Source organism: Psychrobacter sp. 1U2 (assembly GCF_051847575.1).
This window is the reverse complement of the sequence record NZ_JBPYDC010001848.1, coordinates 1-512: the sequence shown is the minus strand read 5'-3', so window position 1 is coordinate 512 and position 512 is coordinate 1. Positions and strand designations below refer to the sequence as shown.

At 52.7% G+C, this 512-nt stretch carries 1 pseudogene; it reads right to left on the bottom strand.

Features of this window, described 5'->3' with window-relative positions:
- Nucleotides 1–512 (bottom strand): annotated as a pseudogene (locus ACS8FD_RS24745) (ABC transporter substrate-binding protein); the annotation flags it as partial.

Below are 512 nucleotides of genomic sequence, written 5' to 3'. Positions count from 1 at the left end.
CAGTAGCCACAGCCAACCACGCGCCAGTAGCCAAAATATTGCCACAAAGCCAATCAAGCCGCCCAATAGCTGCGCCCCTAACGACAGCGAACCCACTTCATAAGCAAAGAAGGCATATAGCCCTGCCAGCACCAAGCCATACCATAGTAACGGTACGCGTCGATACCAAGGCAGGTCTCTAGTCTGCGTGCTCGCACCTTGGTTGAGGAGGGTAGCAGGCTTAGTGGTATTTAGTGTACTCAGGCCGCGCTGCGCGATCAGTAATGTTAGGACTAAGGCAATTGTCACGGTCTTGATGGCACTGATTGGATTGATGGCAAGACCCACGTCGGCAGGCAAGATAGCCACTAGATAAGGCTGACCAACTTTGAGTAAGCCTAGGCTTAATATCACTGCGGCAACACAAGCGACAGCAGTCGTGACGATAAGCAGCTGATAGTAACTGCGCTTAAGTGAGCCGAGCGGCTCGCCTAATGCCAAGCGAATGGCGTTATTGGACTGCTGCTTGGTGA